24 protein-coding genes are annotated in these 26,809 nt (G+C 66.1%); 17 read left to right on the forward strand and 7 right to left on the reverse strand.

What is annotated here, in order from left to right; genetic code table 11:
• Positions 1–14: 14 nt before the first annotated feature.
• The 4 genes from L2Y96_RS05755 to L2Y96_RS05770 all read left to right on the forward strand — a co-directional run bounded on the left by L2Y96_RS05755 (position 15) and on the right by L2Y96_RS05770 (position 3,715).
• Positions 15–1,013 carry a DNA-directed RNA polymerase subunit alpha gene (locus tag L2Y96_RS05755; RefSeq protein WP_247333734.1) on the forward strand — a complete coding sequence of 333 codons (999 nt, stop codon included), beginning with the start codon at positions 15–17 and terminating at the stop codon, positions 1,011–1,013.
• A gap of 210 nt (positions 1,014–1,223) precedes the next feature.
• Positions 1,224–1,607: a 50S ribosomal protein L17 gene (gene rplQ, locus L2Y96_RS05760; protein WP_247333735.1), complete on the forward strand. Its 384-nt coding sequence runs from the start codon at positions 1,224–1,226 to the stop codon at positions 1,605–1,607.
• A gap of 186 nt (positions 1,608–1,793) precedes the next feature.
• Positions 1,794–2,330: a disulfide bond formation protein B gene (locus L2Y96_RS05765; protein WP_247333736.1), complete on the forward strand. Its 537-nt coding sequence runs from the start codon at positions 1,794–1,796 to the stop codon at positions 2,328–2,330.
• Between the two features lie 11 nt (positions 2,331–2,341).
• Positions 2,342–3,715, forward strand: coding sequence for a class II 3-deoxy-7-phosphoheptulonate synthase (locus tag L2Y96_RS05770; RefSeq protein ID WP_247333738.1), 1,374 nt, complete (start codon positions 2,342–2,344; stop codon positions 3,713–3,715).
• 324 nt (positions 3,716–4,039) lie between these two features.
• Here L2Y96_RS05770 and scpC read toward each other — a convergent pair whose 3' ends face one another.
• The gene (gene scpC / locus L2Y96_RS05775; RefSeq protein ID WP_247333740.1) at positions 4,040–5,554 is read right to left on the reverse strand and encodes a succinyl-CoA:acetate CoA-transferase ScpC; all 1,515 of its coding nucleotides are present in this window, start codon (positions 5,552–5,554) and stop codon (positions 4,040–4,042) included.
• A gap of 110 nt (positions 5,555–5,664) precedes the next feature.
• Positions 5,665–6,732, reverse strand: coding sequence for a tRNA epoxyqueuosine(34) reductase QueG (gene queG / locus L2Y96_RS05780; RefSeq protein WP_247333750.1), 1,068 nt, complete (start codon positions 6,730–6,732; stop codon positions 5,665–5,667).
• 36 nt (positions 6,733–6,768) lie between these two features.
• Here queG and L2Y96_RS05785 point away from each other — a divergent pair, with 36 nt between their 5' ends.
• The 5 genes from L2Y96_RS05785 (at position 6,769) to L2Y96_RS05805 (ending at position 13,408) form a co-directional block, all read left to right on the forward strand.
• Positions 6,769–8,244 (forward strand): NAD(P)H-hydrate dehydratase, encoded by a 1,476-nt coding sequence (locus L2Y96_RS05785; RefSeq protein WP_247333760.1) that lies wholly within the window; start codon positions 6,769–6,771, stop codon positions 8,242–8,244.
• Positions 8,244–8,690 (forward strand): tRNA (adenosine(37)-N6)-threonylcarbamoyltransferase complex ATPase subunit type 1 TsaE, encoded by a 447-nt coding sequence (gene tsaE / locus L2Y96_RS05790; RefSeq protein ID WP_247333768.1) that lies wholly within the window; start codon positions 8,244–8,246, stop codon positions 8,688–8,690. Before L2Y96_RS05785 ends, tsaE begins: the two co-directional genes overlap by 1 nt.
• Before the next feature lie 226 nt (positions 8,691–8,916).
• The gene (locus tag L2Y96_RS05795) at positions 8,917–10,533 is read left to right on the forward strand and encodes an N-acetylmuramoyl-L-alanine amidase (protein ID WP_247333770.1); all 1,617 of its coding nucleotides are present in this window, start codon (positions 8,917–8,919) and stop codon (positions 10,531–10,533) included.
• A 46-nt stretch (positions 10,534–10,579) separates the two neighbouring features.
• Positions 10,580–12,442 carry a DNA mismatch repair endonuclease MutL gene (gene mutL / locus L2Y96_RS05800; protein ID WP_247333772.1) on the forward strand — a complete coding sequence of 621 codons (1,863 nt, stop codon included), beginning with the start codon at positions 10,580–10,582 and terminating at the stop codon, positions 12,440–12,442.
• Between the two features lie 81 nt (positions 12,443–12,523).
• Positions 12,524–13,408, forward strand: coding sequence for a DUF1684 domain-containing protein (locus L2Y96_RS05805; protein ID WP_247333774.1), 885 nt, complete (start codon positions 12,524–12,526; stop codon positions 13,406–13,408).
• 5 nt (positions 13,409–13,413) lie between these two features.
• Here the strand turns inward: L2Y96_RS05805 and L2Y96_RS05810 are convergent, their stop codons facing one another.
• Complete coding sequence (locus tag L2Y96_RS05810; RefSeq protein ID WP_247333776.1) at positions 13,414–14,196, reverse strand: enoyl-CoA hydratase/isomerase family protein; 783 nt, start codon at positions 14,194–14,196, stop codon at positions 13,414–13,416.
• A gap of 143 nt (positions 14,197–14,339) precedes the next feature.
• Between L2Y96_RS05810 and bamJ the strand changes: the two genes are divergently transcribed.
• From bamJ to L2Y96_RS05825, 4 genes are read left to right on the forward strand one after another with little or no spacing between them, the layout of a single operon-like run.
• Positions 14,340–15,053 (forward strand): BamJ family beta-barrel-assembly machinery protein, encoded by a 714-nt coding sequence (bamJ, locus tag L2Y96_RS05815; RefSeq protein ID WP_247333778.1) that lies wholly within the window; start codon positions 14,340–14,342, stop codon positions 15,051–15,053.
• A gap of 27 nt (positions 15,054–15,080) precedes the next feature.
• Positions 15,081–15,272, forward strand: a complete 192-nt coding sequence (locus L2Y96_RS23040) for a DUF1289 domain-containing protein (protein WP_425492547.1) — start codon at positions 15,081–15,083, stop codon at positions 15,270–15,272.
• Positions 15,272–15,880 (forward strand): NUDIX hydrolase, encoded by a 609-nt coding sequence (locus L2Y96_RS05820; protein WP_425492548.1) that lies wholly within the window; start codon positions 15,272–15,274, stop codon positions 15,878–15,880. Before L2Y96_RS23040 ends, L2Y96_RS05820 begins: the two co-directional genes overlap by 1 nt.
• A complete protein-coding gene (locus L2Y96_RS05825) occupies positions 15,874–16,734 on the forward strand; it encodes a sulfurtransferase (protein WP_247333780.1) in 861 nt (286 codons plus the stop codon). The genes L2Y96_RS05820 and L2Y96_RS05825 overlap by 7 nt, the downstream gene beginning before the upstream one ends.
• Before the next feature lie 43 nt (positions 16,735–16,777).
• On the opposite strand, the gene L2Y96_RS05830 is transcribed toward L2Y96_RS05825, so the two are convergent.
• On the reverse strand, positions 16,778–17,809 hold the full coding sequence (locus L2Y96_RS05830; RefSeq protein WP_247333782.1) for an oxidoreductase: 1,032 nt from the start codon (positions 17,807–17,809) through the stop codon (positions 16,778–16,780).
• 97 nt (positions 17,810–17,906) lie between these two features.
• Here L2Y96_RS05830 and L2Y96_RS05835 point away from each other — a divergent pair, with 97 nt between their 5' ends.
• Positions 17,907–19,469: a POT-type proton-dependent oligopeptide transporter gene (locus L2Y96_RS05835; protein ID WP_247333784.1), complete on the forward strand. Its 1,563-nt coding sequence runs from the start codon at positions 17,907–17,909 to the stop codon at positions 19,467–19,469.
• Positions 19,470–19,526: 57 nt separating this feature from the next.
• A complete protein-coding gene (locus L2Y96_RS05840) occupies positions 19,527–20,333 on the forward strand; it encodes an SDR family oxidoreductase (protein WP_247333785.1) in 807 nt (268 codons plus the stop codon).
• A gap of 100 nt (positions 20,334–20,433) precedes the next feature.
• On the opposite strand, the gene L2Y96_RS05845 is transcribed toward L2Y96_RS05840, so the two are convergent.
• The 3 genes from L2Y96_RS05845 to L2Y96_RS05855 are packed head-to-tail and all read right to left on the reverse strand — an operon-like array spanning position 20,434 to position 23,128.
• The gene (locus L2Y96_RS05845; RefSeq protein WP_247333787.1) at positions 20,434–21,252 is read right to left on the reverse strand and encodes a metallophosphoesterase family protein; all 819 of its coding nucleotides are present in this window, start codon (positions 21,250–21,252) and stop codon (positions 20,434–20,436) included.
• Entirely contained in the window at positions 21,249–22,196 is a 948-nt protein-coding gene (locus L2Y96_RS05850) for a diacylglycerol/lipid kinase family protein (RefSeq protein WP_247333789.1), read from the reverse strand. The genes L2Y96_RS05845 and L2Y96_RS05850 overlap by 4 nt, the downstream gene beginning before the upstream one ends.
• A gap of 41 nt (positions 22,197–22,237) precedes the next feature.
• Positions 22,238–23,128 (reverse strand): phosphatase PAP2 family protein, encoded by an 891-nt coding sequence (locus tag L2Y96_RS05855; protein WP_247333790.1) that lies wholly within the window; start codon positions 23,126–23,128, stop codon positions 22,238–22,240.
• Between the two features lie 38 nt (positions 23,129–23,166).
• On the opposite strand from L2Y96_RS05855, the gene L2Y96_RS05860 reads away from it, so the two are divergent.
• Both L2Y96_RS05860 and prpE read left to right on the forward strand, forming a co-directional pair.
• Positions 23,167–24,777 carry an alpha/beta hydrolase gene (locus L2Y96_RS05860; RefSeq protein WP_247333791.1) on the forward strand — a complete coding sequence of 537 codons (1,611 nt, stop codon included), beginning with the start codon at positions 23,167–23,169 and terminating at the stop codon, positions 24,775–24,777.
• A gap of 94 nt (positions 24,778–24,871) precedes the next feature.
• Positions 24,872–26,776, forward strand: a complete 1,905-nt coding sequence (gene prpE, locus L2Y96_RS05865) for a propionate--CoA ligase (RefSeq protein WP_247333792.1) — start codon at positions 24,872–24,874, stop codon at positions 26,774–26,776.
• Positions 26,777–26,809: the final 33 nt, after the last annotated feature.

The following is a 26,809-nucleotide window of genomic DNA, read 5'->3' on the forward strand; positions in this document are numbered from 1 at the left end:
CACCGGAGCCTTGCATGGCAGTATCGTCAACTAGTGTGCTGCGGCCTCGTGGCCTCAGCGTCGAGCAGCTTGGCGCTAACCGCGCGAAGGTGGTGGTCGAGCCGCTCGAGCGTGGTTTTGGCCACACCCTGGGCAACGCGCTGCGTCGCGTGCTGCTCTCTTCGATTCCGGGCAGCGCCATCGTCGAAGTCGAAATCGACGGCGTGCTGCACGAGTACACCACCCTGGAAGGTCTCCAGGAAGATGTCATTGAGGTTCTCCTGAACCTCAAGGACGTCGCCATTCGCCAGCACAGCGGTGACGAAGTCACCCTGACGCTGTCGAAGAAGGGCAAGGGCGTGGTCACGGCCGGCGACATCGCCGTCGACCACACCGTTGAAATCGTCAACCCGGAGCATGTGATCTGCCACCTCACCAAGGATGTGGCCCTGAACATGCGTCTGAAGGTGCGCAAGGGCGTCGGCTACCAGCCGGCCAGCGCGCGCCAGCATCCGGATGACGAGACCCGGCCGATCGGCCGTCTGCAGCTCGATGCGTCGTTCGCACCGGTCCTGCGCGTGGCTTACGAAGTGGACGCGGCTCGTGTCGAGCAGCGCACCAACCTCGACAAGCTCGTGCTCGATATCGAAACGAACGGCACCATCGGCGCTGAAGACGCTGTCCGTAAGGCGGCTGAAATCATCAACGACCAGCTGTCGGTTTTCGGCGATTTCTCGCGCCGCGAGTCCGATTCGACCAAGGCAGAGAAGGGCGGTTTCGATCCGCTGCTGCTCCGCCCGATCGACGACCTCGAACTGACGGTCCGTTCCGCGAACTGCCTCAAGGCGGAGAGCATCTACTACATCGGCGATCTGGTTCAGAAGACCGAAGTGGAGCTGCTCAAGACCCCGAACCTGGGCAAGAAGTCGCTGACGGAAATCAAGGATGTGCTGGGTGGCCGCGGTCTGGCCCTCGGCATGAAGCTCGAAAACTGGCCGCCGCCGGGTCTTTCCCACGGCATGCAGTTGGGCTGATGTATCCCGGGGCGATCGGCTTTCGATCGCCCCGATTCTTTGCTCCAACCCGCGGATGCCACGCGCATTTCCCCGGGATATCCAAAGCGGCTCATAGAGGCCGTGCTCTTATAACGGGGCGTTTTGACAGCCTCGAATAGCGGGCAACCGCGGGAAGTCGGCTCATCCTGGCCGCCTTTTCATAACAACAGACCTTAGAGAGTAAACGCCATGCGCCACCAGAAATCCGGTCGCAAGCTCAACCGTACGAGCAGCCACCGCGAAGCCATGTTCAAGAACATGGCCGCGTCGCTGATCAAGCACGAGCTGATCCGCACCACCCTTCCCAAGGCGAAGGAACTCCGTCGCGTCGCCGAGCCGCTCATCACGCTCGCCAAGACCGATGGCGTCGCCAACCGTCGTCTCGCTTTCGCGCGTCTGCGCGACAAGCAGGCCGTCGGCAAGCTCTTCATGGAGCTTGGCCCGCGTTACCAGCAGCGCCCCGGCGGCTACCTGCGCATCCTCAAGTGCGGCTTCCGCCCGGGCGACAACGCCCCGATGGCGTACGTCGAGCTGGTTGATCGCCCGGCAGTCGAAGCCGTCGACGCCGAGTAAGCGTCCTTCGTCTTAAGCGACACCAAAAGCCCCGGCCGGGAAACTGGCCGGGGTTTTTCTTTTGGGCGCCCGGGATCTCGATAACGCTAAGTCCTTGACGTGGTTACAAACGAAACTTCTGCGCCCTGCTGACAAACGGGTACACAAAGCGTTAACGTGGGTATCCCCGCACCGCACCATCTCCGAATGAATCCTCTCAGCTGGTCGTACCGTTCGCGCTATCTCGCTGGTTTCCTCGTCTGTGCCGGCCTCATGGGCTTTGCCCTGTACGCCCAGTACCAGATGCACCTGGATCCGTGCCCGTTGTGCATCTTCCAGCGCATCGCCGTGTGCATCATGGGTTTGTTCTTCCTCATCGGCGCCCTGCATGGCCCGCTGAAGAAGGGTGCCCGCACCGTCTACGCCGTGCTGATCAGCCTGGGCGGCGCCTGGGGCATCGCCACGGCGGGCCGCCACCTGTGGCTGCAGAGCCTGCCGGCGGACCAGGTGCCCGCCTGTGGCCCGGGCCTCGGCTATCTGTTCGACGCGTTCCCCTTTCTGAAAATGCTCAAGCTCGCATTCACCGGCTCCGGTGAGTGCGCCAAGATCGAACCGATCCTGGGCCTGCCCATGCCGGCCTGGACCCTCATCTGGTTCATCGTCCTCACCGTATGGGCCTGGCTGGCCCTGCGCAGCACCACCCGTTCCCCGTCTTCCCGCGCTGTCCAAAGCGCAACCACGTAGGCCCCGCTGTCATGCCGCATTCCCTCAAAGCCGTTCCTTCCCCGACCGCCGACTGGGCGCCGGGCACCTGGCGTTCACGGACCGCGCTTCAGCAGCCGACGTATGAGAACCAGGACGAACTGAACGCGTCGCTTGCCCAATTGGGCCAGCTGCCGCCGCTCGTTACGTCCTGGGAGATCAACACGCTCAAGCAGCGCATCGCCGAAGCCCAGGAGGGCGAGCGCTTCCTCCTGCAGGGCGGCGATTGCGCCGAGAGCTTCGCCGACTGCACCAGCCCGATCATCTCGAACCGGCTGAAGGTGCTGCTGCAGATGAGCCTGGTGCTCGTGCACGGCCTCAAGAAGCCGGTGCTGCGCGTGGGCCGTTTTGCCGGCCAGTACGCCAAGCCGCGCTCGGCCGATTCGGAAACGCGCGATGGCGTCACGCTGCCGGCGTTCCGTGGCGATCTGGTTAACAGCCCTGAGTTCACCCCGGAGGCGCGTCGCGCCGATCCGCAGCGCCTGATCAAGGCCCATGCGCGTTCCGCCATGACCATGAACTTTGTGCGCGCGCTGATCGATGGCGGTTTTGCCGATCTGCACCATCCGGAGTACTGGGATCTGGCGTGGGTGGAGCATTCGCCGCTCGCCGCCGAATACAAGCGCATGGTCGCCAGCATTGGTGATTCGCTGCGCTTCATGGAAACCCTCGCCGGCCAGTCGATCTCCAGCTACTCGCGCGTGGACTTCTACACCTCGCACGAAGCCCTGTTGCTGCACTACGAAGAGGCGCTGACGCGCCAGGTGCCGCGTCAGGACGGCTGGTTCAACCTGTCCACGCATTTCCCGTGGATCGGCATGCGCACGGCGGCGCTGGATGGCGCGCACACGGAGTACTTCCGTGGCATTCGCAATCCGATCGCCGTGAAGGTGGGTCCGACCGTGCAGCCGGATGATCTGTTGCGCCTGATCGACGTGCTGAACCCGAATGATGAGCCGGGCCGCCTGACCCTGATCCATCGCATGGGTAACGACAAGATCGCGACCCAGCTGCAGCCGCTGCTGGAGGCAGTGAAGCGTGATGGCCGCCGCGTGTTGTGGGTGGCGGATCCGATGCATGGCAATACGGAAAGCACGAGCAACGGCTATAAGACCCGTCGCTTTGCGAACATCGCCGGCGAGCTGGATCAGGCGTTCGACATCCACGCGGCGGCAGGCACGCGCCTGGGTGGCGTGCATCTCGAGCTGACGGGTGAGAACGTCACCGAGTGCCTGGGCGGCGCCCGTGGCCTGGTGGAGCAGGATCTCGATCGCGCGTACAAGTCGATGGTGGATCCACGCCTGAACTATGAGCAGTCGCTGGAACTGGCCATGTTGATCGTCCGCAAATCGGGCGGCATGGCGTAAGACAGGAAACGGCGCTTCGGCGCCGTTTCTTTTTGTGCTGGCTCGCCTTCGGCATCGCGTAATGCGATCGGTCCATTCGCTAGCGCGAATGCATGTATTCAGCGGCTGACGCCGCCTAGCGCTCAGGCGTCTTGGGAAAGCGCACCTCAAGGCGAACACCGCCGTTGTAGGAGCCCACCCTGTGGGCGACATCTTTCGCCTCGACGCCAAGGCCCTGCCGCACATCACGACCGATCAAAGGCGAGACGCTGCAAGATCGGTGGGATGTCGCGAACGGCGTCGCCCACAGGGTGGGCTCCTACGGGGGTGTGGCGAGCCGTCCGTTTAAGCCAGCATCGTCCCGGTATCCAGCCACCGCTGGTGCCACGACAGCGCCTCCGGCAACAGGTGCGGTGTGTGCTTGCCGTAGCTCACGCGCGAGGCGCGGTCGAAGTAGTCCTCGAGCTGCGCGCGATACGACGGATCCACACAGTGATCCAATACCTGCCGCGCACGATGCCGCGGCGGCAAACCACGCAAGTCCGCCAGGCCATGCTCGGTCACGATGATCGAGACATCGTGCTCCGTGTGATCCACGTGGCTCACCATCGGCACCAGCGCCGAAATGCTCCCGTTCTTCGCCGTGCTCGGGCTCAGGAAAATCGACAGGAAACTGTTGCGCGCAAAATCGCCCGAACCGCCGATGCCGTTCATGATCCGGCTGCCCATCACATGCGTTGAATTCACGTTGCCGTACAGATCCGCCTCGATCATGCCGTTCATCGCAATGCAACCAAGGCGCCGCACAAGCTCCGGATGATTCGAGATCTCTTGCGTGCGCATGATGATGCGCTCACGGTAGAAATCGATGTTGCGCTTGAACTCTTCGTTCGCCGCCGGGCTCAACGCAAAGCCGGTGCACGACGCCACTCGCAGCACGCCATCGCGCAGCATGTCGAGCATGCCGTCCTGGATCACCTCGGTGAACGCCGACAGATCGCGGAAGCCGCTTTCCGACAGGCCTGCAAGCACAGCGTTGGGGATATTGCCCACGCCCGACTGCAACGGCAGCAGGTTCGCCGGCAGGCGGCCCTTGCTCACTTCGTGCTTCAGGAATTCGATGAGATGCCCGGCGATACGCTTGCTCGTATCGTCGACCGGTGCGAACGGGCTGTTGCGATCCGGGCCATGCGTACGGACGACGGCGACGACCTTGTCGGGATCCACGCGCAATGAGGTCTCGCCGATGCGGTCATCGGCCTGCACCAGCGGGATAGGCTTGCGGTGCGGGGGCAGGGCGGTGCCGTAGTAGACATCGTGCATGCCATCGATGCCTTCCGGCTGCCAGTCATTAACCTCGATGATCACTTTCTTCGCGAGATCGAGCCACGTCTTGTTATTGCCGACCGACGTGGAAGGAATCAACGATCCATCCTCGCGGATACCGGCGACTTCCACCACGGCCGTATCGATCTCGCCGTAAAAGCCGAACCACACATGCTGCGCGACATGGCTGAGGTGGATGTCGATGTAATCGAGCGTGCCGGCGTTGATGCGCTGGCGGGCGTCCGGATCGGTCTGGAACGGCATGCGCAACGCGATGCCTTCGGCCTTGGCCAGTGCGCCATCGAGTTCGGGCGCGGTGGATGCGCCCGTCATCAGGCGAATGCGGAAGGCTTCGCCAGCCACGTGGGCATCTTCGATGCGGCGGGCGAGGGCGAGCGGCACGGCCTTGGGATAGCCGGAGCCGGTGAAGCCGCTCATGGCGACGGTCTCGCCGGGCTGGATCAGGGCGGCAGCAGCCTCTGCGCTGACCACGCGGTCACGCAGGAGGGAGGAGCGGATGCGATCGGATGACATGGGGAGGGCCGGTGCGGCGGTAGGGGACCGCCCATTATCTTGCCCTGCCATGGCCCGGGCCTATGCGACCATGGTGGTAAGGCGTGATGCCGCAGGGGCCTGATCCCTGCTTACAGGCCACCATGGCGCTTGAGCGCCCACGCGACGTGTTCGCGCACGATCTCGGAAGGGCTATAGACGCGCTCGCGCAACGCGTTCAGCACCTCATCGGAGGTGGGCGCGTTGCCGAGCCCCACGGCAAGATTGCGTAGCCAACCCTCGTAGCCCGTTCGCCGGATGGCCATGCCTTCCGTACGTGTGAGGAACTCTTCTTCGCTCCACGCGAAGAGCTCCACCAGCTTCGGCCCATCGAGGCTGTGCCGCGGCGCGAAATCCGGTTCCGTCGCATCCTGCGCGAACTTGTTCCACGGGCAGATCAGCTGGCAGTCGTCGCAGCCGAAGACGCGGTTGCCCATGGGCGCTCGCAGCTCCTCGGGAATGCTGCCCTTTAACTCGATCGTGAGATACGAAATGCACTTGCGGGCATCGAGCCGGTACGGCGCGACGATCGCCTGCGTGGGGCAGATGTCGATGCATTTGCGGCAGCTACCGCAGTGCGCTGTCGCGGGTTCGTCGACGGGTAGCGGCAGGTCGGTGTAAAGCTCGCCGAGGAAGAAGTAAGAACCGGCGCGTTTGTTGATCACGACGGTGTGCTTGCCGATCCAGCCAAGGCCTGCGTTTCGCGCAAGCGCCTTTTCCAGCACCGGCGCGGAATCGACGTACGCCCGGTAAGCGAACTCGCCAATACGCTCGGTCATGCGCGAGGCCAGCTTCTGCAGCCGATTGCGCATCACCTTGTGGTAATCGCGGCCCAGCGCGTAGCGGGCGATATACGCTTTGTCGCCGTCGTTGATCACATCCCATGCATTGGCGGTGCCGGGAGGGATGTAATCCATGCGCACCGAGATCACGCGTAGCGTGCCGGGTTCCAGCTCGGCAGGGCGGCTGCGCCGGGTGCCGTGGCGGGCCATGTAGTCCATTTCGCCGTGGTGGCCATCGGCCAGCCAGCGTTCCAGGTAAGCCTCGTCGTGCCCCAGTTCCGTGCCCGCGATGCCGGCGTCGGCGAAGCCGAGCTCGCGCGCCCAGCGCTTGATATCGCTGGCAAGGGCGGCGTAATCGATGTCGGTGGAAACAGGCATGCGTCCATTTTACCCGGCCCGCCTATAATCCCCACGATGAGCGCCCCACATCGCGAAACCGCCCTCTTCACATCCGCGCAAGCCCGCGCCATCGACCGCCGCGCGATCGATGAGCTGGGGATCCCCGGTTTCGAGCTGATGGCCCGTGCGGCTGCGGCGGCCTTCGCCCAGCTCCGTCGGCGCTGGCCGGAGGCGAAACGCCTGCGGATCGTCTGCGGTAGCGGTAATAACGGGGGCGATGGCTACCTGGTGGGCCGTGACGCCCTGCAAGCGGGCCTGCACGTCGATCTCGTGGCCCTGGGTGAGCCAAAGGACGGCGGCGATGCCGCGCTCGCCCGGGCAGCGTTCCTCGAGGTGGGTGGCACGGCCACGGTGCTGGCGGATGACGAATCGCTCGTCATGCCGGACGTCATCGTCGACGCGATCTACGGCACCGGCCTGAACCGGGCGCCCGAAGGCGAGGCGGCGCGTGCTATCGAGGCGATCAACGCCGCAGAGGTCCCGGTGTTCGCGCTGGATATCCCGTCGGGGTTGTCTGCCGATACGGGCGATTGCCCAGGCGTCGCCGTGCGCGCGGTGGCCACGGCCACCTTCATCGTCCACAAGCGCGGCATGCATACGCACCGGGCCGAGCTGGCGGGCGAAGTCGTACTTCACCCGCTGGACCTGCCGGCGTCGCTACTCGAAAAACCGGACGCCACCCTGCTGACCGCGCACGGCCTGGCGCCGCGGCCCCGCGATTCGCACAAGGGCAGTAACGGCCATGTGCTGGCGATTGGCGGCGACCATGGCACCGGTGGCGCCGTGCGCATGGCCGCCGAGGCGGCAGCCCGCACGGGCGCCGGCCTGATCAGTGTCGCCACCCGGCCGGAGAACGTGCTGGCCATGAACGCCGCTCGCCCGGAACTGATGGCACACGCCGTCGACGGCCCGCAGACGCTCCAGCCCATGCTCGACAAGGCCTCCGTGCTGGCCCTCGGCCCCGGCCTCGGCCAGGCGGCGTGGGGGCATGCGCTGTGGACGACCGCGCTTGACGCGGGCAAGCCCACGGTGCTCGATGCCGACGGGCTGAACCTGCTGCATGCCGAACCGCGTGTGCTCCCCGCCCGTATTGTGCTTACGCCGCACCCAGGAGAGGCTTCGCGTTTGCTTGGCATCTCCACCGCCGAGGTGCAGGCCGATCGATTCAACGCCGTGCGCACGCTCGCCCGCCGCTTTGAAGCGGTCGTGGTGCTGAAGGGCAACGGCAGCCTCATCGCGTCGCCCGAGGGCGAGGTCGCGGTCTGCCCCTGGGGTAACCCCGGCATGGCCAGCGGCGGCATGGGCGATACCCTCACCGGCATCATCGCTGGCTTGCTGGCTCAGGGCTGCGCACCGTTTGAGGCCGCCTGCCTCGGCGTTGGCCTGCACGCGCGGGCCGCCGATGTCGCCGCCCGCCATGGCGAGCGGGGGCTCCTCGCGGGCGACCTGCTCGAACCGCTCCGCCGCCTCGTCAACGGCCTGGAGGCCTGATGGAACTCACCTTGCCCGATGAGGCCGCCACGATCGACCTCGGCCGCCGCCTGGCCGGGGCGCTGCCCGATGGCCTCGTCGCTTTCCTGCACGGCGATCTCGGCGCCGGTAAAACCACCTTCGCCCGTGCCTTCCTTCAGGCACTGGGCGTCGGCGAGCGGGTGAAGAGCCCGACCTACAGCCTCGTCGAGGGCTACGAGATCGGCGAGCGCCGGGCATTCCACCTCGATCTGTACCGGATCGCCGACCCCGGCGAGCTGGAATGGCTGGGCCTCGACAGCCTGGCCGAACCCGGCGCCATCGTACTGGTGGAATGGCCCGAGCGCGGCCGTGGCGCGCTGCCCCCGGTCGACCTCGAGCTCAGCTTCCGCCACGAAGGCAACGGCCGCTCAGTGGCCTTCCAGGCCCACACACCCGCAGGCCGCAGGGTCATCCAAACCCTGTAGGAGCGCGCTCGCGCGCGACATCTTTCGCCCCAATCCCCATGGCTTGCGGCTCTTTCGCACCCCTGATCGCGCGCAAGCGCGCTCCTGCAGGGCACCGCAAAATTCGAAAAATCTCACCGGTTGCGGCGCATTCCTGTACGGCTGTTGACGAAGTATTCGCAGGTCATGGATTAACAAGGGAAAAAATCTTGCAATCCGCGGGCGCATGGAGTTCAATCCGGGCCATATGAGGGGAATCACTAGCAAACTAGGGCTTCTTGCGTGCGTGACCGCCGTCGCGACGCTGGCGCCTGCCGCCTCGAACGCGGCTGACGTGAAGGCTGCGCGTGTCTGGGCTGGCCCGGAATACACGCGCGTGGTCTTCGATCTTTCCGGTCCGGCTACCTACAAGATGTCCCAGGGTGATACCCCGGGCAGCGTGGTGCTGGATATCGCCGGCAGCTCGGTCGCGTCGGATTTCTCGGCGCCGGGCGGGCAGGGCCTGTTCAAGTCGATGAGCACGGGCAAGCAGGGCACCGCCGCCCGCATGACCGCCACCGTCGATCCGAAGGCCAAGCCGAAGAGCTTCCTGCTCAAGCCCGCCGGTGACTACGGTTACCGCCTGGTGCTCGATCTGTACCCGGGCGGCCAGGCCGACCCGGGTGATAACAGCCCCAGCGACGACGACACGCCGTCGGTGGCCAAGGCCGTCGCTGACGCCCCGGCCGAAGCGCCGGTCGCCACCGCGCCCAGCAAGGGCCGCGGCAAGACCCCGCCGCCGGGCACGCCGCCCATGGCTGGTTCGCGCAAGGTCGTCGTCGCGATTGACGCTGGCCACGGTGGCGAAGATCCGGGTGCCAAGGGCGCTACCGGCCTGCGCGAGAAAGACGTCACCCTCATGGTGGCGCGCGAGCTCGCCGACCAGATCAACCGCCAGCCGGGCATGCAGGCCGTGCTTACCCGCAATGGCGATTACTTCATCCCGCTGAAGCGCCGCTACCAGATCGCGCGCGAACACAACGCGGATATGTTCGTGTCGATCCACGCGGACGCGTTCAAGAACAGCGATGCGAAGGGCTCCTCCGTGTGGGTGCTATCCCCGCGCGGCAAGACCTCCGAAGCGGCCCGCTGGCTCGCCGACCGCGAAAACCGCGCCGACCTGGTCGGCGGCGTCTCGCTGGATGACAAGGACGATTCGCTCGCGGCCGTGCTGCTCGACCTGCAGCAGGGCTATGCCATGCAGGCGTCCGAACAGATCGCCGGCAACGTGCTGAAGGCGCTGGGCCGCCTCGGTCCCACGCACCGCGGCTATGTCGAGCGCGCCAACTTCGTCGTGCTGCGCTCGCCGGACGTGCCCTCGATCCTGGTCGAAACGGCCTTCATCACGAATCCGTCCGAAGAGACCCGCCTGCGCAGCGAAGGCCACCGCCAGGAACTGGCCAGCGCCGTGCTCGGTGGCGTGCGTAACTATTTCGAATCCATGCCCCCGCCGGGCACGTGGTTCGCGGCACAGGCCGCGAAGCGCAACGGCACCTACGTGGCGTCGACCCCGGCACCGGTGGCGCCTGCGGATAGCAGCGACGACGACAGCGATGCGAAGCCCGTGGCGAAGGCCTCTGGCAAGGCATCGGTCGCGGCGGCCAGGCCGTCGAAGGTCGTGGCCAAGGCCGATACGCCGGCAAAGAAGACCTCCGGTGGCCGCGCTGACGAGAACATCCGCGACCTGCACCGCGTCGGCCGGGGTGAAACCCTTACCGGCATCGCCCAGCAGTACGGTATTTCCGTCGGGGCGCTGAAGCTGGCCAACAAGATGAACGACAACACGGTTCGCGTCGGCACCGTCATGGTCATTCCCTCCGGTTGATCTGGGCTATTCTTTGGGCTTGAACGTGTAAGTCAGGCCCTTATCCATGCCCATCCGTCCGCTTCCGCCCGAGCTGATCAACCAGATCGCGGCGGGTGAAGTCATCGAGCGTCCCGCCTCGGTGGTGAAGGAACTCGTCGAGAACAGCATCGATGCCGGCGCCCGCCGCATCGAGGTCGATATCGAGCAGGGTGGCGTGCGCCTCATTCGTGTCCGCGATGACGGCGGTGGCATTCCGCGCGACGAGCTGCCGCTCGCGGTCGCCTCGCATGCCACCAGCAAGATCGCCAGCTTCGATGATCTCGAGCGCGTGGCGAGCATGGGCTTCCGTGGCGAAGCGCTCGCCTCGGTGTCGTCCGTCGCACGCTTCTCGCTCACCTCGCGCCACGCCGGGCAGGATGCGGCATGGCGTATCGAAGTCGATGGCGGTAAGTACACCGATGCGCGCCCGGCGCAGCATCCGCCGGGCACCACGATCGAAGTGCGCGATCTGTTCTACAACGTACCGGCGCGGCGCAAATTCCTCCGTGCCGAGCGCACGGAGTTCGCGCATATCGACGATCTGTTGAAGTCGCTGGCCCTGGCGCGCGAAGGCGTCGATATCCGGCTCAGCCACAACGGCAAGCCGGTGCGTTTGCTCAAGCCGGCGCGCGATGAACACGCGGCGCTGGCGCGCGTGGCCGAAGTGCTCGGCCCGGAATTCCCGAACCATGCCTTGCGCGTCGAGCACGAAGCTGCGGGCATGCGTCTCTCGGGTTGGGTGGGCCTGCCCACCGCGTCGCGTTCCGCGGCCGACCAGCAATATTTCTACGTGAATGGCCGTCTGGTGCGCGACCGCATCGTGGCCCATGCCGTGCGCCAGGCGTACGCCGATGTGCTGTTCCACGGGCGCCATCCGGTATTCGTTCTGTTTCTCGACGTCGACCCCGCTGGCGTGGACGTCAACGTGCACCCCGCCAAGAGCGAAGTGCGCTTCCGCGAACAGCGGCTGATCCACGATTTCCTGTTCCGTACCCTGCACGAAGCGCTCGCGCAGACGCGTGCCGGCGCCGCGCCGCAGGAAACGGCCGCGCCGGTGGCCGCCGCTTTTGGTGGCTACGAAAGCCGCGCGTCACAGCCCATGCCGTCGATGCCGGCATGGCCGCAATCGGCCAGCCAGTCACGTTTGAATCTGGGCGTGCGTGAAGAGCCGCTCGCGGACTACGCCACGTTGATGGGGGGCGCGAACGCTTCTCCCAGCAACAACACGCTGGCCAGCTTCGCGCCCCGGCCCTCCGCGGCATGGTCGCCCACGCTGGCGCAGGATCCAGAGCAGGGGGATGACATCCCGCCGCTCGGCTACGCGATCGCGCAGCTGAAGAATATCTACGTGCTTGCGGAGAATGCACACGGTCTCGTGCTGGTCGACATGCATGCCGCGCACGAACGCATCACCTACGAAAAGCTGAAAAACGGCCGTGTCACTGCCAACCTCCGTTCGCAGATGATGCTGGTGCCGCTGTCGATCGCCGTCAGCGCGAAGGAAGCCGCTGCTGCCGAAGAACATGCGGAGGCGCTTGCCGACTGGGGCCTCGAACTCTCGCGCAGCGGTCCTTCCGGCGTGGTCGTGCGGCGTATTCCTTCGCTGCTGGAAGGTGCTGACGTGGGGCAGCTTACGCGCGATGTGTTGAGTGAGCTCGCCGCGCACGGTAGTTCGCGCCGGCTTGAAGAGCTCGAAAACGAACTGCTTTCGACGATGGCCTGCCACGGTTCCGTGCGCGCCGGCCGTCGTTTGGGCATTCCGGAAATGAACGCGCTGCTGCGGGAAATGGAAGCCACCGAACGCAGTGGCCAGTGCAACCATGGCCGGCCGACGTGGGTGCAACTCTCCCTCGCCGAGCTGGACAAACTCTTCCTGCGCGGCAGATAACCCGCGGACTTGTGGGGGCGCGTTGGCGTGCGATCGCGCGCAAGCGCGCTCCTACAAGGAGACCACGTTCAAGAGGTACGTATGATCCGCACGCTCGCCCTTGCTTCCGCTGTTGCCATGGTCACCGGCAACGCCATCGCGGCCGATGACCTCAAAGCGTCGGTGGAAAAGGCCCGCGCCGAACGCCTCGCCGCACTTACCGCGCCGGATGGCTGGCTGAGCCTCATCGGCCTTGAGTGGCTGCAGCCCGGTGCCAATCGCATCGGCAGTGCATCCGACAACGACATCGTCCTTAAGGCGGGCCCGGCGCACCTTGGCACCATCACCCTGGACGATGGCGGCAACGCTACGATCGAACTGGCGAAGAACAGCGGCGCGCTTGTCGATGGCCGCGAGGTGGAGCGTGCCACGCTGGTCGATGATGCGCCGGGCCACACGCCGACGGACGTGCGCTTCGGCTCCGCCCAGTTCTTCGTGATCAGCCGCGATGGCCGCAAGGCGCTGCGGGTAAAGGATGAAAACGCCGAGACGCGCACGCATTTCCTCGGCCTGGATTATTTCCCGATCGACGCGTCGTGGCGCGTCGTGGCCGACTGGGTGCCGTTCGATCCGCCGCATGAGCTGGAGATCAGCTCGGTGCTTGGCACCATCGATAAGGAAAAAGTGCCGGGCAAGGCCGTCTTTACCCGCGACGGCCAGACCTTTGAGCTGTATCCGATTCAGGAAGAACCGAACTCGCTGTTCTTTGTGTTCGGCGACCGCACCAGCGGTAAGGAAACCTACGGCGCGGCCCGTTTCCTCGATACGCCGCTGGCGAAGGACGGCAAGCTGGTCCTGGATTTCAACCAGGCCCGCAACCCGCCGTGCGCTTTCACCCCATACGCCACGTGCCCGCTGGCGCCGCCGGAAAATCGCCTGGATGTGCGGATCACTGCCGGCGAGAAGAATTACCGCGGGCATCCGTAAGGCAGTTAAACGCCCTTGAACGACGGCTTCCGGCGCTCGAGGAACGCTGCGGTGCCCTCACGCATGTCTTCGGTGGAGAAGGCGAGCGCGAAGCCCTGCGTTTCAAACGCCAGGCCCTGGTCGATCGCGCACTCGCCGCCTTCGATCACCGCCTCGAGGATGCCCTTCAGCGCGAGCGGTGCCGCGGCGGCGAGCTGGTCGGCCATCGCATCCACGGTGGCGTCCAGTTCTTCCGGCGCCACGACGCGGGTGACGATGCCGAGGCGCTCGGCACGGGCCGCATCAATCTGCTGGCCCAGCAGGCACAGCTCGAGCGCCACGCCACGGCCCGCCAGGCGGGTAAGGCGCTGGGTGCCGCCAAAGCCCGGGATGAGGCCGAGGCCGATCTCGGGCTGGCCGAACTTCGCCTTCTCGCTGGCCACGCGCAGGTGGCAAGCCATCGCCAGTTCCATGCCGCCGCCCAGCGTATAACCCTGGATCTTCGCCACGACCGGCTTGTCCAGACGCTCGATGGTGAGCATCAGGTCCTGGCCAGCGCGCGAGAACACCTGCGCCTTCGCCGGTGTGAGGGTGGTCATTTCAGCGATATCCGCGCCTGCGACGAATGCCTTCTCGCCGGCACCCGCTAGCACCACCACGCGCACTGCATCGTCCTGCTGGGCCTGGCGGAAGGCCAGGGTCAGCTCGCCGAGCGTCTCACGGTTCAGCGCGTTGAGCTTGTCGGGGCGGTTGACGGTGAGGGTGCGAACGGCGCCGCGGTCGGCGGTGGTCAGGGTGCGGAAGGCCATGGTGATTCCGGCGTGGGGGAAGACGGCGGATGGTAACAGGGGAACTCTTACCCTCCGAAGCCGTCTCAGGCATACGGGCACGGGGTGGCGTCGATGGACTATCCTCCACGCGTGCCCGGGAATCCGGGTCCACGGAGAACGGGATGTCACCCTCGCGTCTGTTTGTCACCGCCATGGCCTTGTGCTGCGGCACGGCCATCGCCCAGTCAGCGCCCCAGGCGCCGGCTACTGGCGCGCCGGCTATCGACAAGACCAAGCTCTCGTACGCCATCGGCTACCAGATTGGTACGCAGTTCGCGAACAGCGCCCAACCCGATGTCGATATCGCCATCCTGGTGAAGGCCCTGCAGGACGGTTACGCCAAGCGCGCTCCAGGCGTGCCGATCGATGTCATGCAGCAGCAACTGGTGAACTTCGACGCCAAGGTGCAGCGCGATTCCGTGGTGGAGTTCCGCCGGGTCGCCACGGCCAACGCGCAGCGCAGCGCGGATTTCCTCGCGAAGAACAAATCGAAACCCGGCGTGGTCACGCTGCCGTCGGGTATCCAGTACAACGTGCTCGCGCGCGGCAACGGCGCACAGGCCCAGGTCACCAGCACCGTGGTGGTGAACTACCGTGGCGCCCTGATCGACGGCACCGAGTTCGACAGCTCCTACGCGCACGGCAAGCCGGTCACGTTCACCGTCAACCGGGTGATCCCGGGCTGGCAGGATGTGATCCCGCGCATGCACGTGGGTGATAAGTGGAAGGTGGTGATCCCGCCGCAGCTGGCCTACGGCGAACGTGGCGAATTGCCACGTATTGGCCCGAACGAGGCGCTGGTGTTCGAGATCGAACTGGTCGACATCCGCCAGTAAGCCGCCCGCGCTAGAATGGCCGACGATATGGCCATCCTTCCCCCTCCGCCCACCAGCCTGCCCCTGACGCCGTGTACGGGCGTATGCCGGCTGGACGCGCGCGGGCTGTGCGAGGGTTGCCTGCGCACCGGCGGCGAGATCGCCGCGTGGCGCACCCTTAGCGATGAGGAGAAGCTGTGGATCATGGACGAGGTGCTCCCGCACCGGCAGGCCGGCTGATGGACGAACTCCTGGCCCGGCTGCACGGTGCGCTGCTTCCCCTGGAGGCTCCCCCGGGGCCGCACGGCTGGAACCATGACGATATGGTCCGGCTCATCGGTGATGTTCCGCGCCGGCGCGCGGCGGTACTCATCGGCATCCGCGACGACCGCGAGCAGAACGTCCTCTTCACCCTGCGCACCGACACCCTGCAACAGCATGCGGGGCAGGTGGCTTTCCCCGGTGGCCGCGTCGAAGCCGATGACGCCGACGTGGTCGCCACGGCGCTGCGCGAGAGCCGCGAGGAAATCGGCCTTGATGAGCGCTTCGTCACCCCGCTCGGTTACCTCGACGCGATGGAGACCATCAGCGGCTTCAGTGTGACGCCGGTGGTGGCGCGCATCGCCGCCGATGCGCCGCTCACGCCGGATCCAGGCGAAGTGGCGGAAGTCTTCGAAGTGCCGTTCGGCTTTTTCACCGACCCGGCGAACCTGCGCCGGTACCGCATGGATTTTCGCGGCCACAACCGCGAGATGGTCGAGTTCCTGCATGCGGGCTACCGCATCTGGGGCGCCACGGCCTCCATGTTGTTCAACCTGCTGAAGCGGATGGGCCACCAGCCATGCTGATTTCACGCACCCTGATCGATGCGGCCACGGCCGCGAACCTGCCCACCGTCGATGTGCTCTTCGTCGATTGCCGCTTCGACCTGGCCGATGCGGGGAAGGGCGATCGCGATTACGCCGAAGCCCATATCGTAGGCGCGGTGCGTGCCGATCTCGACCGCGAACTCGCCGACATGGCCACGCCGGCCAACGGCCGGGGCCGCCATCCGTTGCCGGAACGCGCCGCGTTCGAGGCGTTCCTGTCGCGGATCGGCTGGCGGCCGGATGTGCAGGTCATCGCTTACGACAACGCCGGTGGTGCGCTTGCTGCCGCGCGCTTCTGGTGGCTGGCACGGCTGGCCGGGCTCGAGAACGTCGCCGTGCTCGACGGCGGCTGGCCGGCATGGCTCGCGGCGAAGTTGCCCGTCGACGACCGCGTGCCGGAGCGCACCGCGACCAGCGTGGAAGCCTGTTTCGATAACGCGGGTACGGTCTCCGCGGAAGAGCTCTCCGCGGAACTCGCGAGCGGCCGCTTCGTGCTACTCGATGCGCGCGCGGCGCCGCGTTACCGCGGTGACGTGGAGCCACTCGATCCGGTGGCCGGCCATGTGCCGGGTGCGCGCAACCGGCCGTTCGCCGATAACCTCGACGCGAACGGGCTTTTCCGTCGCCCCGAGGAACTGCGCAAGGCGTTCGAAGCGATCATCGGGCCGCATGCGGCGGACGATGTCGTGCACATGTGCGGTTCGGGTGTTACCGCGTGCCACAACCTGCTGGCGATGGAATATGCCGGGCTTTGCGGGTCGCGGTTGTATGCGCCGTCGTGGTCGGGATGGGTTTCCGATCGTTCTCGGGCGGTGGCGACAGGGGATCATTGATCCCGCGTCGCCGCTTCGTCGCTGATCGCGCGCAAGCGCGCTCCTACAACGGCACCGTCCGCCGTTCGCGCGCCGAAATCTGCGCGGCTTCGATCACACGGATCACGTCGCGCGCTTCCTGCGCGGACACCGGCAGGTCGCCTTCGCCGCGAATCGCCGTTGCCACGCCTTCGTAATACTCGGTGTAACGGCCGGGTAGCGTATCGATCAGGGTGGTCGTGCCGTCGGCATCGGTGAACCGGCCGAACAGCGCGGGATCGTCTTCGCCCCAACCGGTGCCGCCGGGCCGCTTGCCTTCGCGCAACGCCGCTTCCTGGCCATCGATGCCGTATTTCACGAAGCTGCCGCCGTCGCCGTGCACGAGATAGCGCGGGCCGGGATCGCGGACGAGCACCGACGCGTGCAGCACCGCGCGCCGGTGGCCGTAGTCGAGCACCACATGGAAGTAGTCGTCGACTTTTGCGGCGGCACGTTGCTTCGTCACGTCGGCCGTGACCGCCTGGGGCACGCCGAACAGCACCAGGGCCTGATCGATGAGGTGTGCACCAAGGTCGTAGAGCAGGCCTGAGCCGGCCACCTGGGTCTCACGCCAACCCTGTTTGATTTCCGGGCGGAAGCGATCGAAATGCGCCTCGAAGTAAACAACCTCGCCGAGGCGGCCATCCTCGACGAGGCGGCGTACGGTCAGGAAATCGTTGTCCCAGCGACGGTTCTGGAACACCGAGAGCAGCCGGCGCTTCTCGGCGGCCAGCGCGATCAGGGCCTGGGCCTCCGCGGTGTTCAGGGTGAACGGCTTATCGACCACCACATGCTTGCCGGCCTCCAGCGCCGCGCGGGCGAGCGGGGCGTGGGTGTCGTTGGGCGAGGCGATCACGATCAGCTGGAGGGACGGGTCGCTGATCAAATCTTGAGGATTTTCGTATGCCCGGGCCTCCGGGAAGTCGCGCGAAATCTCCTCGATCCGGCGGCTGCCGATGGCCGCGAGACGCAGGCCTTCGGCGGCGGCGATGAGCGGCGCATGGAAGAAAGCGCCTGCCGTGCCGTAGCCAATGAGTCCGGTAGGGATGGGGTGCATGGTCGCTCCGGGCGTGGACAGGCCCCAAGGGTAGCGCGGGCGACCTCAGCGTTTCGTTTAGGATCCTGCCCTTTGTCGCATGCCACCCGGTAAGTCCATGAGTGCCCTCGAAATCGAAACCGCCCCCCGCGCCCGGCTCCCCCGCCAGATCCCCTTCATCATCGGCAACGAAGGCTGCGAGCGCTTCAGCTTCTACGGCATGCGCAACATCCTCACGCCCTTCCTGGTCATGTCGCTGCTGGCCTACCTGCCCGGCGAAGCGCGGGCGGCCGAGGCCAAGGATGTGTTCCACGCCTTTGTCATCGGCGTGTATTTTTTTCCGCTCCTCGGTGGCTGGCTGGCGGACCGGTTCCTCGGCAAGTACCGCACCGTGCTCTGGCTGAGCCTGGTGTACTGCCTGGGCCACGCTTGTCTCGCCGTTTTCGAACACAGCGTCACGGGGTTCTACGCGGGGCTGGCGCTCATCGCGCTCGGCGCGGGTGGCATCAAACCCTGCGTGGCCGCCTTCGTGGGCGACCAGTTCGATGAAAGTAACCGCGCGCTGGCGAAGGTGGTGTTCGATGCCTTCTACTGGATCATCAACGTCGGTTCGTTCCTTGCCTCGCTGCTCATGCCGTTTTTCCTGCGCGAGTACGGCGCGAAAGTGGCTTTTGGCTTGCCCGGTGCGTTGATGTTCGTCGCGACCATCGTGTTCTGGATGGGCCGCAAGCATTACGTGATGCTGCCGCCCACGCGGCATGACCCCCATGGTTTCGCCGCTGTCGTGAAGAGCGCCTTGCTTGCCCGCGCGCCAGGGCGGGGCGGCCGTCCGGGCCTCGCGGTCGCCTGGGCTGCGGTGGCGCTGGCCGTAGCGTCGCTGGCGCTCATGCCCTCGCTGGGCATCGTGGCCACGCTCTGCGTGGCGCTGGTCCTGCTGCTGGCCGGCATGGTCGTGGGCACGCGTCTGCAGCTCGAGCGCGTCCGTGGCGTGCATCCGGACGAGGCGATCGATGGCGTCGGCGTGGTCCTGCGCGTGCTGGTGGTGTTCGCGCTGGTCACGCCGTTCTGGTCGCTGTTCGATCAGAAGGCGTCGACCTGGGTGCTGCAGGCCACCGCCATGCAGGCGCCCGGCTGGCTGCATCCCGCGCAGATGCAGGCCGTGAACCCGGCGCTCGTGCTGTTGCTGATCCCGTTCAATAACCTGGTGTTGTATCCGCTTCTGCGCCGCCTGGGTTTCGAACCCACCGCGCTACGCCGGATGACCGCAGGCATCGCCTTCTCGGCGGTTGCCTGGCTCGTGGTGGGCGCCCTGCAGTTGGCGCTCGATGGCGGGAACCCGGTGCATATCGCCTGGCAGATCCTGCCATACGTGTTCCTGACCATGGGCGAAGTGCTGGTGTCGGCCACGGGGCTCGAGTTCGCCTACAGCCAGGCCCCGCCGGCGATGAAGAGCACGCTGATGAGTTTCTGGACGCTCAGCGTCACCGTGGGCAACCTCTGGGTGCTGTTGGCGAACGCCGGCGTGCGTAACGACACGGTGCTCGCCGGCATCGCCCAGACCGGGCTGGGCACCACCGCTTTCCAGATGTTTTTCTTCGCCGCGTTCGCGGGCGTGGCCGCGCTGGCGTTCGGCCTTTACGCGCGGGGCTACCGCACGGTGGACTACTACCGCTCCACGTAACCTGCATGACGCGGGCGGTATACAGTGCGTGACCGTCTGCGCCGCAGGAGTGCTCCCATGGTTGAACCGAAACACGCCTCGCCCGCGCCTGCCGGCGCCGCGAGCGAATGGCCCGGCAAGGTCGTCCTCGTCACCGGCGGCGCCCAGGGTGTCGGCAAAGGCATCGCACAGGCCGTGCTGGAAGCGGGCGGCAACGTCGTCATTGGCGATCTCGATGCGGAAGCCGGCAAAGCCTGTCTCGATGAATGGAACGTGGGTGAACGCGCGGCCTTCCTCGTGCTGGATGTATCGAAGGAAGCGAGCGTCAAGCGCTTCGTCGAAGGCGCCTTGCGCCGCTACGGCCGCATCGACGGGCTGGTGAACAATGCCGGCATCGCCAACGCGCACAACGATCCGATCGAGCGGATGGACTGGGCCGAGTGGAAGCATCGCCTGGAGACCAACCTCGGCGGCGTCTTCCTGTGCTGTAAGCACGCGCTACCTGCGCTGAAGCTGTCGAACGGCGCGATCGTGAACATCGCATCGTCGCGGGCACATCAGTCCGAACCCAACAGCGAAGCCTATGCCGCCAGCAAGGGCGGCATGCTCGCGTTTACCCACGCGTTGGCGATCAGCGCGGGACCGGTGCGGGTAAACGCGATCAACCCGGGATGGATTGTGGTGGACGACTGGAAGAAGCCCTCGGCACGGAAGAAGCCGAAGCTTTCTGCCGCCGATCATGCGCAGCACCCGGTCGGCCGCGCTGGCGTGCCGCCGGATATCGGGGCGCTGGCGGTGTTCCTGCTCTCCTCGCAAGCCGGGTTCATCACGGGTGAAAACCTCACGGTAGACGGCGGCATCGCACGGAAAATGCAGTACGTATGACGAGAGCCCCTGTAGGAGCGCGCTTGCGCGCGACATCTTTCGCCCCAGTCCCCCATGGCTTGCGGCTCTCCCTCACCCCCGATCGCGCGCAAGCGCGCTCCTACAGAGAGCTATAGCGGTCGAGGGGGATGGTGGTGATCGGGCCGGGTTTGAATTCGGTGCGGCCTTCGTCGAAATCCCATTGCTCGACCAGGCATACCGCGCGGTCCGATGCAGCGTCATGGCGGATGACGTGCACGGCGTTGCTGATGCCTTCGCGGATACGTGTCGAGGTGGCGGTACCGGCCTGCACGGCCCACAACTCGCTGGCGAGCTTTCGTTCCGGCGTATTCAGTGGCCGCACGTACGGCAGGTGGATATGCCCGCCAAGCACGAGGTCTGCCCCTGCGGCTGCCCACGCACGGATCGCGGCGTCATGGTTGATCAGCCGGTTCGCGATGTCTTTCTCGCGGATGACATGAACCGGCTGGTGGGTCACGACGATCCGAAGCTGTGCGTCGTTCGCCTCACGCAGGCGGGCCGCGACACGAGCGACCTGGGCGTCGGAGACTTCGCCGTTCTTGTGTCTGCGTGCGCGGACGGTATTCACCCCGAGCACCAGCACGTCGTCGCTTGAGTGGATGGGCTCTAGCGTGCTGCCGAACACGCGGCGGAATTCGCCAAAGGGATTCAACGCGCGTGCGAGTACGTTGAACAGGGGTACATCGTGGTTGCCGGGCACCACGAGGGTCGGTGACGGATAGCTATCCACGAAGCGCCGCGCCGCATCGAACTGCGCGGGCCGCGCACGCTGGGTGACATCACCCGAAAGGATCACGAGCTGCGGCCCCAGGGTGGTGATCAGCCGGCGCAGCGCATCGACCACCTCAGGCCTTTCGGTACCGAAGTGCGTATCGGAAATCTGGATCAGCAGGCTCAACCCGGGTCCTCCCCGGGCTGGCGCATTCCGTCGGTCACCAGCACGAGTGGGCGTGGCGCGGCGCGAAAGACCACCGGCGGATCCAGCCAGGTGATCTCGCCATCCACCGCCACCTTGAAGCGTTCGCGACGGCGCTTCGGCGTAATGGTGATTTCGCGGAAGGGGAAGCTCACGACATGCTCCGCATCGCCGAGCCGGCCAAGGGCGCCACGCAGGATCAAGCCGAGCATGGTGAGCTTGCCGATCGGCTTCAGCACCAGGCCGGCCAGCGTGCCATCGTTGCGGAACACATCCGTCGCCTCGGGCAGGCCGATTTTTTCCAGTTGCAGCGCGTTGTTGCCCACGAACAGCGTGGGCGTGCGCAGCTGCCTGGTCTGGGTGCCATCGCTGACATCGATACGCAGGGAGCGGTAGCCACGCAGCATGGTTGCCAGACCCGACCACAAGGCCACCAGGCGGTGGCGGCCGAAGCGCTGCTTCCACGCTTCGCGATCCTCCAGCACCTGCGGGTAAAGGCCCAGGCTACCGTTCACCAGGAACAGGCGGTCGTTCACCATGCCCACCTGCACGTTGCGCAGTGTGCCGCGTAGCAAGCCTTCGGTGGCCTCACGCGGATCCGCCGGGATGTTGTGGGTGCGGCCGAAGAAGTTGAACGTGCCTTGCGGCAGGACACCCATCGGAAGCTGCTCGCGCCAGGCGGAACCGGCCACGCAGTTGATGGTGCCGTCGCCACCGGAGGCCACCAGGATGCCGCCTTCGCGTTTGGCGTGGGCGGTGGCTTCGGCCACGACCTCCTTGATGGGGTGCTCTTCATCGATGAGGAAGAACCGGTGCGGCCGGCCGGCCGCTTCCAGCGTTTCACGGATGACCTGCCGTGCGGCCTCGGCATCGCCGCGGCCCGAACCGGCATTCATCACGATGGCAAGGGGCAGGTCATTGGGCATGCGGCTAACGAGACCATCGCCCGCGTGTTGTTCGCATGAAATTACCGGGTCGCGGCACGGCCTTCGCGCATACGAAAATACTCAGCGCTGCCCACGCAAAGGGTCAGCCAGGCGAGCCCCGTGCAGTACCCCGCCATCACGTCGCTGAAGTAGTGCACCTGGAGGAGGATGCGGCTGATCCCGACGAGCGTGATCACCGCGACGGCCGCCACGACGATCGTGCGGTGCAGGCGGGGAGGGCAGAGCACGAGCAGCAGGTAGGCGAGCATGCCGTAGAACACCATGGAGCCGGAGGCGTGCCCGCTGGGGAAGCTGTAGCTGCGCTCGATGATGAAGCCGTGGTCATGCAGCGGGCGTTCGCGCTGGAACCACGCCTTCAGCGCGTTGTTGATCAGCGCCGTTCCGGCAAGGGCGAGCAGCCAGATCGCCGCCAGGCGCAGGTGGCGGCGCACGGCGAGGGCGATGGTCATCAACGCCGCGATGATCGCCAGGGCGATGGGGTTGCCCAGCTGGGTCAGCCAGGCGATGGCGTGCAGCACGGGGCGCGGCATGTTTTCGCGTAAGTCGGTCGCTAGCTGGGCGTCGAAGACGGTCAGGCCCGCCTGTTCGCGCACTTCCACCGCGATCACCGACGCGATCACCAGCGCCGCGACCACCACGGCGACGGCCGTGGTCGGGCGCAGGAAGCCCAGGGCCGCGGCGTCCTGGCCCTCACGGCGGCGCACGGCGCGGCGCCATACGGCATCGGCACCGATCAGGGCGGCGGCGAGCAAGACGCCCCAGAGGCTCAGGGCGTGCCGGCTGATCCATTCCGCATCCATCGTTGGGGTGTCCTCGGCAGGGGAAGCAGGGACCATGGTGCCACGCCAACCTTTCCCGGCCATGCCATCCGGCATTTCCTCACCCATGGGGTGCATGGCAGGATCAGGCACGTTGCCGCGCCGCGGCCGAAACGAAAGGGGAACACACGATGACGCTCAAGCCTGCCCGCACGGCCCTCGTGCTCGCGCTTCTCGCCTGCGGTGCCGCAGCGCACGCCGATAGCGCGCCGCTCGCCCACCGCATCGTCCGCGTCACGCTGGACGGCGCCGCCACCGATGCCGGTACGTCGGGCCGCCTGCTCGTCTTCGCCGCTTCCGCCGACAAGGCAAAGGCCGCGGCAAAGGATGGCAAGGTCGAAGCCGTCGACACCAACCCGTTCCAGCCGAAGGCGGTGTCCGTCGCCGGCCGCGAGGTGACCTGGATCGCGCCCGGCCAGTCCGTCGACCTCGACGCGGATGGTGAAGCGTTCCCCGCGGGCTTCTCCAGCCTGCCGCCGGGCGATTACCTGTTCCAGGCGGTGCTCGACGTCGGTCACGACTACAACTACAGCGGCCGTCATGGTGGCGATCTCATCAGTGACGTCACCCCGGTGAAAATCACCGCGGGCGGTAGCATCCCGGTGCTCAAGCTGAGCAAGAGGGTGCCCGAGCGCGATCCGTGGCAGCTGCCGCCGTCGGCGCCGCAGGCCGTGCGCGATGTGTTGCCGGAAGCGCGCAAGCACGCGCACGCCGAAGTGCTGGAAAGCAAGGCGCTTACCGCCTTCGCCGGGCATCCGCTGTCGATCCGTGCGTGGGTGGTGACGCCGCCGGGTTACGAGCAGGGCACGGCGAAGTACCCGGTGGTGTACGTGACGCACGGCTTCGGCGGCAGCTTCGATCGCTACGCAGGCACGATCGCGAGCGTGTGGGACGCCATGTCGAAGAACCAGATGCCCCCGATGATCTGGGTGCTGCTCGACGAATCCGGCCCTACGGGTACCCATGAATTCGCCGACTCGGTGAACAACGGCCCGTGGGGGCAGGCGCTCACCAGCGAATACATTCCGTGGCTGGAAACGCATTACCGGATGGATGGCAAGACCAGCGGCCGTTTCCTCAACGGCCACTCGTCAGGTGGCTGGGCCACGCTGTGGCTGCAGACGCGCTATCCGCAGATCTTCGGCGGTACCTGGTCGACGTCGCCGGACCCGAGCGATTTCCACGACTTCACCGGCATCGATCTCTACGCGCCGAACGCCAACGCGTACAAGCACGCCGACGGCAGCGCCATCCCGCTCGTGCGCGACAAGGGTGAGGTGATCGCCACGTTCGAAACCTTTGCCCGTCTTGAGCGCGTGCTCGGCGTTTACGGTGGCCAGCTCGCCTCCTTCGAATGGGTGTTCTCGCCGCGCGGCAAGGACGGCCGGCCGATGCCGATGTTCAATCGCGATACGGGTGCCGTCGACGCCAATGTCGTCGCTTACTGGCGCGATCACTTCGATATCGCCCAGCGCCTGCGTACGCAGTGGCCCGCGCTGAAGCCGGATCTCGACGGCAAGATCCACCTCATCGTCGGCACCGCGGATACGTTCTACCTCGACGGTTCCGCCAAGCTGCTGAAGGACACGCTGGACGGCCTGCATGCGAAGAGCGACATCCGCTTCCTGCCGGGCAAGACTCACTTCGACCTCTATACCGAAGGCGACGACCGCCAGGCGCTGCTGAAGAAGATTTCGTGGGAAATGTACGAGGTGGCGCGGCCGGGGCAGGGCAAGCATTAAGGGTTGCGGCGAAGCAGCGCCCTTTCGACCAACGTAGCAAAGCACCCAGCCCCCACCTCGGTTAACCTCGAAAGCCTCCACCGGAGGCGCGACGATGGGCTATGAGGAAAGCTGGCGGCAATCGGTCGATGACCCGGAAGCCTTCTGGGGCGAACAGGCGCGGTTGATCGACTGGCAGACGCCGCCCCAAAAGATCCTCGACCAGTCCAACCCGCCGTTCCGCCGCTGGTTCGTCGGCGGCATGACCAACCTCTGCCACAACGCCGTCGATCGCCACCTGGCCGCACGCGGCGACCAGCTGGCGATCATCGCCGTCTCGACCGAGACGAACACCACCCGCGAGATCAGCTACGCCGAACTCCACCGCGAGGTGAACGCCTTCGCGGCGGTCCTGGTCGAGCTCGGCGTGGCGAAGGGCGATCGCGTCGTCATCTACCTGCCGAACATCGCCGAGGCGGTCTTCGCGATGCTCGCCTGCGCACGCGTGGGCGCGATCCATTCGGTGGTCTTCGGCGGTTTCGCCGCACACAACCTCGCCCTGCGTATCGACGATGCCGAGCCGAAGCTACTGATCTGTGCCGATGCGGGTATGCGCGGCGGCAAGGTCATTCCCTACAAACCGCTCGTCGATGCCGCCTTGCGCGAAGCGGCCGCACCGCCGCCGCACGTGTTGGTCGTGAACCGTGGGCTCGATAAGGGCATGGCGTTTGTCGAGGGGCGCGATGTCGACTACGCCACGCGCCGCGCGGTACATCGTGACACCGTCGTGCCGGTCACATGGCTCGAATCGAACGAGCCGAGTTACCTGCTCTACACCTCGGGCACCACGGGCAAGCCCAAGGGCGTGCAGCGCGACGTCGGCGGTTATGCCGTCGCGCTGGCGCTTTCGATGACCACCATCTTCGACCTGCAACCGGGCCAGGCCATCCTCTGCACGTCGGATGTCGGCTGGGCGGTAGGGCATTCGTATAACGTGTACGGGCCGCTCCTGGGCGGCTGCACCGCGATCCTCTACGAAGGTATGCCGACGAACCCGGATCCCGGCATCTGGTGGAAGCTGTGTGAGCAGTACGGCGTCCGCACGATGTTTTCCTCGCCCACGGGCATCCGCATCCTGAAAAAGCAGGACGATGCGTGGCTGAAGCGCTACGACCTGTCGGCGCTCAAGTGGATCTTCCTGGCCGGTGAACCGCTCGACCAGCCCACCTACGATTGGCTTTCGGGCGGCACCGGCAAGACGGTCATCGACAACTACTGGCAGACCGAAACAGGCTGGCCCGCGTTGTCGTTGATGCCTGGTCTCGATCTCAAACCGGTAAAGCCGGGTTCGCCAGGATTCCCCACGTTCGGTTACCGCATGCGGGTGATCGATGACGCTACCGGTGAAGACAAACCCGCAGGCGAGAAGGGCGTGCTCGTCATCGAGCCACCGCTGCCGCCGGGTTGCCTAACCACCATCTGGCGCGATGACGAGCGTTATACGCGTAGCTACTTCGGCCACTTCAAGGAACTGCTGTATAGCTCGCTGGATTGGGCCGTGCGCGATGCCGACGGCTATACCTTCATCCTTGGCCGCACCGACGATGTCATCAACGTGGCCGGGCATCGCCTGGGCACGCGCGAGATCGAGGAATCCGTCGCCACGCTGGGTGCCGTCGCCGAAGTCGCGGTGGTTGGCGTGGCGGATGACCTGAAGGGGCAGCTGCCTGCGGTGTTCGCGACGTTGAAGCAGGGCGTCACCGATAACCACGACGACGTGGCGAAGGCGATGGAACGCCGCGTGGTCGAGTTGCTGGGTGCGCTGGCGCGTCCAGGGTGCATCTACGTGGTGGGCGCGCTGCCCAAGACCCGATCGGGGAAGCTGCTTCGTCGTTCGCTCCAGGCGCTGCTCCAGGGCACGGACCCGGGCGATCTCTCGACCCTGGATGACCCGAATGCGCTGGAAGAGATCCGCAAGGCGATCGTACGCGGGCCGGACTGCGGCCACCGGCTAGGCTGATCGCGCGCAAGCGCGCGATCCGGGCCGCCGGCC

The sequence above is a fragment of the Luteibacter aegosomaticola genome (assembly GCF_023078475.1).
GTDB lineage: Bacteria > Pseudomonadota > Gammaproteobacteria > Xanthomonadales > Rhodanobacteraceae > Luteibacter > Luteibacter aegosomaticola.

Coding starts and splice junctions, on each gene's coding strand:
- L2Y96_RS05810 (WP_247333776.1), bottom strand. CDS start 14,196: ATGGCCTTCCGCACCCTGACCACCGCCGACCGCGGCGCCGTTCGCACC.
- L2Y96_RS05830 (WP_247333782.1), bottom strand. CDS start 17,809: ATGCACCCCATCCCTACCGGACTCATTGGCTACGGCACGGCAGGCGCT.
- L2Y96_RS23040 (WP_425492547.1), top strand. CDS start 15,081: ATGGCCATCCTTCCCCCTCCGCCCACCAGCCTGCCCCTGACGCCGTGT.
- rplQ (WP_247333735.1), top strand. CDS start 1,224: ATGCGCCACCAGAAATCCGGTCGCAAGCTCAACCGTACGAGCAGCCAC.
- L2Y96_RS05840 (WP_247333785.1), top strand. CDS start 19,527: ATGGTTGAACCGAAACACGCCTCGCCCGCGCCTGCCGGCGCCGCGAGC.
- L2Y96_RS05770 (WP_247333738.1), top strand. CDS start 2,342: ATGCCGCATTCCCTCAAAGCCGTTCCTTCCCCGACCGCCGACTGGGCG.
- scpC (WP_247333740.1), bottom strand. CDS start 5,554: ATGTCATCCGATCGCATCCGCTCCTCCCTCCTGCGTGACCGCGTGGTC.
- L2Y96_RS05785 (WP_247333760.1), top strand. CDS start 6,769: ATGAGCGCCCCACATCGCGAAACCGCCCTCTTCACATCCGCGCAAGCC.
- tsaE (WP_247333768.1), top strand. CDS start 8,244: ATGGAACTCACCTTGCCCGATGAGGCCGCCACGATCGACCTCGGCCGC.
- L2Y96_RS05820 (WP_425492548.1), top strand. CDS start 15,272: ATGGACGAACTCCTGGCCCGGCTGCACGGTGCGCTGCTTCCCCTGGAG.
- L2Y96_RS05835 (WP_247333784.1), top strand. CDS start 17,907: ATGAGTGCCCTCGAAATCGAAACCGCCCCCCGCGCCCGGCTCCCCCGC.
- L2Y96_RS05860 (WP_247333791.1), top strand. CDS start 23,167: ATGACGCTCAAGCCTGCCCGCACGGCCCTCGTGCTCGCGCTTCTCGCC.
- bamJ (WP_247333778.1), top strand. CDS start 14,340: ATGTCACCCTCGCGTCTGTTTGTCACCGCCATGGCCTTGTGCTGCGGC.
- L2Y96_RS05850 (WP_247333789.1), bottom strand. CDS start 22,196: ATGCCCAATGACCTGCCCCTTGCCATCGTGATGAATGCCGGTTCGGGC.
- L2Y96_RS05825 (WP_247333780.1), top strand. CDS start 15,874: ATGCTGATTTCACGCACCCTGATCGATGCGGCCACGGCCGCGAACCTG.
- queG (WP_247333750.1), bottom strand. CDS start 6,732: ATGCCTGTTTCCACCGACATCGATTACGCCGCCCTTGCCAGCGATATC.
- L2Y96_RS05795 (WP_247333770.1), top strand. CDS start 8,917: ATGAGGGGAATCACTAGCAAACTAGGGCTTCTTGCGTGCGTGACCGCC.
- L2Y96_RS05805 (WP_247333774.1), top strand. CDS start 12,524: ATGATCCGCACGCTCGCCCTTGCTTCCGCTGTTGCCATGGTCACCGGC.
- prpE (WP_247333792.1), top strand. CDS start 24,872: ATGGGCTATGAGGAAAGCTGGCGGCAATCGGTCGATGACCCGGAAGCC.
- mutL (WP_247333772.1), top strand. CDS start 10,580: ATGCCCATCCGTCCGCTTCCGCCCGAGCTGATCAACCAGATCGCGGCG.
- L2Y96_RS05755 (WP_247333734.1), top strand. CDS start 15: ATGGCAGTATCGTCAACTAGTGTGCTGCGGCCTCGTGGCCTCAGCGTC.
- L2Y96_RS05765 (WP_247333736.1), top strand. CDS start 1,794: ATGAATCCTCTCAGCTGGTCGTACCGTTCGCGCTATCTCGCTGGTTTC.